Below are 3563 nucleotides of genomic sequence, written 5' to 3' on the forward strand. Positions count from 1 at the left end.
TCATACCATTTATCGCAGTTAAAAAAAGCGGGACTTGTTAATGAAGAAAAACAGAAAAATTTTATTTATTATGAAATAAACCTATCGGTATTCGAAGACATACTGATGTGGATCCAGCAACTAGGAGGATATAAGGATGAGTAATGTGAAATGGAAAACACTCATTATTACAAGTTTATTGTGTTTGGCACCAATTTTGGTAGGAATTTATTACTATAACGATTTACCAAATATGGTTGCGATACATTTTAACTTTAAAGGGCAACCAGATAGTTATATCCCTAAAAATATATTTATCTTCTTGTTGCCTGTGTTGATTGCATTTATGCAAGCTCTTGTCTGTTATCAAAATGATGTTGTTAATAAAGGTTTGAAAACACCACGTGTTGAATACATTTTTAAATCAATACTTCCGATTACATGTGTTATTGTTTATTTATTAAGCGTAGGAATATCAATGGGAGCAAAATTAGATTTAAGAAGAATTATGTTAGCGTTCTTAGGAATTCTATTTATCTTAATAGGAAACTACATGCCTAAAACAAGTGGAAATTATCGTACGAAAGTCATGTTGAATGGAAATTTAATAGGTTTAGGATATTTTAAAAAATATTATAATATGGATCCGGATGAAAGAAAGAAACATTATACAGTATTTGGATACTTATTATTTGTAATTGGAATCATATACCTAATCACTATTTTCTTAAATGAATGGGTTTCGATGTTTGTTGTTGCTGGTACTATCTTATTAATGGTAATTTATAGTATTTGGATTTTTGTGAAAGTATCAAGAAATTCTTAGAAAGAAGAGGATAAAAAATGTTAGTAGTTAAGGATTTTCATAAATCATATGGAAATAAAGAAATTGTTAAAGGAATTTCATTTGAAGTAAATGATGGAGAGATATTTGGATTTATTGGGCACAATGGTGCTGGTAAAACAACAACAATTAAGAGTATTGTAGGTATTCTTGATTTTGAAAGTGGTGAAATTTTAATTGATGGAAAAAGTATCAAGAAAAATCCAATTGATTGTAAAAAGATACTAGCATATATACCTGATAACCCAGATCTTTATGAACATTTGACAGGTATTAAATACTTAAATTTTATTTGTGATTTATATGATGTACCCAGCGATGTACGTTTGACAAGAATTAAAGAATTATCAAGTGAATTAGAATTGGAACAAAATTTAGGAGATAGTATTAGTTCTTATTCACATGGGATGAAACAAAAGCTGGCACTTATTAGTGCCTTTGTACATAATCCTAAATTGCTTGTATTGGATGAACCATTTGTTGGGTTAGATCCTAAAGCGGCATTCACACTGAAGAAAAGAATGAGAAAGATGTGTGATGAAGGATGTTCAATTTTCTTCTCTTCACACGTCTTAGAAGTAGTTGAAAAACTATGTGATAAAGTTGCGATATTAAAAGATGGAGTAATCATGTTACAAGGAGATACAGAAGAAATAATCAGTAAGAATTCATTAGAAGAAATATTCTTGGGAATAGAAAAATGAAAAAGTTTCTAGAACTAGCAAAAATCCAAATCTCAGAATTTATGAATTCTTCAATGCGGACAGGAAGTAAAAAAATACAAGGTAAAATTCTTCTTCTCGTGATTTTTTCATCGATATTGGCTGCCTCTGGTATCTATGCTTCTGGTATATATTTGGGATTACCAGATGGCTATAAAGACTTAACGTTATATCTAATGAGTGCTGCATCAATTCTTGTAATCTTTGTGATTTCAATTTCTACTGCTCAAGGGCAACTATTTCAGTTCAAAGATTTTGATCGACTTATGAGTTGGCCAATATCAAGAACACAAGTATTCTTAGCGAAAATCACTTCGTTTGTTTCGTTGAATATGTTATATCAAACAGTGTTTATTATCCCAGCATTAATTGTTTATGGAATTAATGAACACATGGGAATTTTGTTTTATATATTTGGTATTGTGGGATCTTTCTTCCTATCATTCATTCCGTTATCTTTCGCAAGTTTGATAGCACTTGGAATTCGTCGTATTGCGGGTAATGGAAGATTCAAAACATTGTTTGTGAACTTGGGAACTTTTGTGTTGATGGCTGGAATTCTATTTCTAAGCTTTTCAGTTCCAAGTTTAGAAGAAACAGCGATACCAATGGAATTTTTTAATGAAATATATAAATTTTTAGAATTATACTTATTTCCAGTCTTTTGGTATGTTAAAGGTACCGTTGATGGTAATCTAGTTTATTTACTTGGATCAATATTGGTATGTACGGCGATACTTGTATTATTTATCTTTTTCTTTAGTAAAACATTTATATCAATCAATAGTCGTGTGCAAGAAGGGTATAAAGTTAAAAACTTTAAACTTGGACGAACAAATTCAAACAGTGCATTATCCGCTTTATTTAAAAAAGAGTTGATGAAAGTATTTGCGAATTCAATGTATTTCTTTAATCTTGCAATAGGACAAGTGATGTTGATTGTAGGTGGTGTGGTTCTTGTTATTAACAAGAGTCAGGTAGATACAATGCTTGCACAATTTGGAATAACTGGACTAGAATTGAAATCGACATTCTTCGGTCTAATTTGTTCAGCAATTTGTTTGTTTGCGTTAATGACACCGACTTCAAGTGTGAGTATCTCCCTAGAAGGTAAACAATGGTGGATTACAAAGACAATTCCTGTGAAAACTGAAATTATCTTTATATCAAAAGCGTTGGTAAATGCAGTTATTATTTGGATACCTTCAGCAATCGGGTTTATTCTTGTTTCTATTGGTTTCAGTTTTTCGATTATAGAAATTTTATTAGGGCTCTTATTGATTTTCTTTATGGGAATATTTGTAGGATTCCTAGGATTATCAATTAATATGAATTTTCCTAAATTAGAATTCGATCGTGAAATACTCGTTATCAAACAAAGTATGAGTTCATTTATATCAATTATGGGTGGAATAGTTTTAGGTGCTTTAATTATTTTCCTATATATCAATTTAACAGAATTCATGTCATCTTCATTAATTATTACTATTTTTACACTCGGAATTATTTTGTTAGATATTGGACTTTGGCTCTATTTGAAATCAGTGGGTATTCGTAAATTCAAAGAATTATATTAAGATGATGGAAACATCATCTTTTTGTTTTGAGTAAATAACTTGTATTCGTAAATGATTTTGTGAATAATAATAGGGGAGGGTTTTAGAATGTTAGAACAACTTATAGCTTGGGGGCCAATTGCATTAGCTTTAGCAGCGTCATTATTTACTTGGGGAATGACAGCGTTAGGTGCAGGGATGGTTTTCTTTTTCAAAGATATTAATCAACGGGTATTAAATGGAATGTTGGGTTTTGCATCAGGAGTTATGATAGCAGCGAGTTTCTTTTCGTTGATAGCACCAGCAATTGATTTATCTGCAGAATTAAATATGATTCCATGGGCAGTCGTTTCAATTGGATTTGGTGCAGGAGCTGTTTTTCTTTGGATTTCAGATCATCTGATTCCTCATATTCATTTTCAAGATAAAACAAATCATGTTGAAGGAATTCCTTCAAAATTA

4 protein-coding genes are annotated in these 3563 nt (G+C 30.6%); all 4 read left to right on the top strand.

Annotated features, from left to right (window positions below):
• Nucleotides 1-136 precede the first annotated feature (136 nt).
• Nucleotides 137-805, top strand: coding sequence for a DUF1648 domain-containing protein (locus tag RSB60_RS11235; protein ID WP_323380385.1), 669 nt, complete (start codon nucleotides 137-139; stop codon nucleotides 803-805).
• A 17-nt stretch (nucleotides 806-822) separates the two neighbouring features.
• Nucleotides 823-1527, top strand: a complete 705-nt coding sequence (locus RSB60_RS11240; RefSeq protein WP_323380386.1) for an ABC transporter ATP-binding protein — start codon at nucleotides 823-825, stop codon at nucleotides 1525-1527.
• The gene (locus tag RSB60_RS11245; protein WP_332616417.1) at nucleotides 1524-3122 is read left to right on the top strand and encodes a hypothetical protein; all 1599 of its coding nucleotides are present in this window, start codon (nucleotides 1524-1526) and stop codon (nucleotides 3120-3122) included. The genes RSB60_RS11240 and RSB60_RS11245 overlap by 4 nt, the downstream gene beginning before the upstream one ends.
• An 87-nt stretch (nucleotides 3123-3209) precedes the next feature.
• A partial coding sequence (locus RSB60_RS11250; protein WP_442879673.1) for a ZIP family metal transporter occupies nucleotides 3210-3563 on the top strand: 354 nt, incomplete at its 3' end.

The organism is Anaerorhabdus sp. (assembly GCF_036657415.1).
Lineage (GTDB): Bacteria > Bacillota_I > Bacilli_A > Erysipelotrichales > Erysipelotrichaceae > Anaerorhabdus.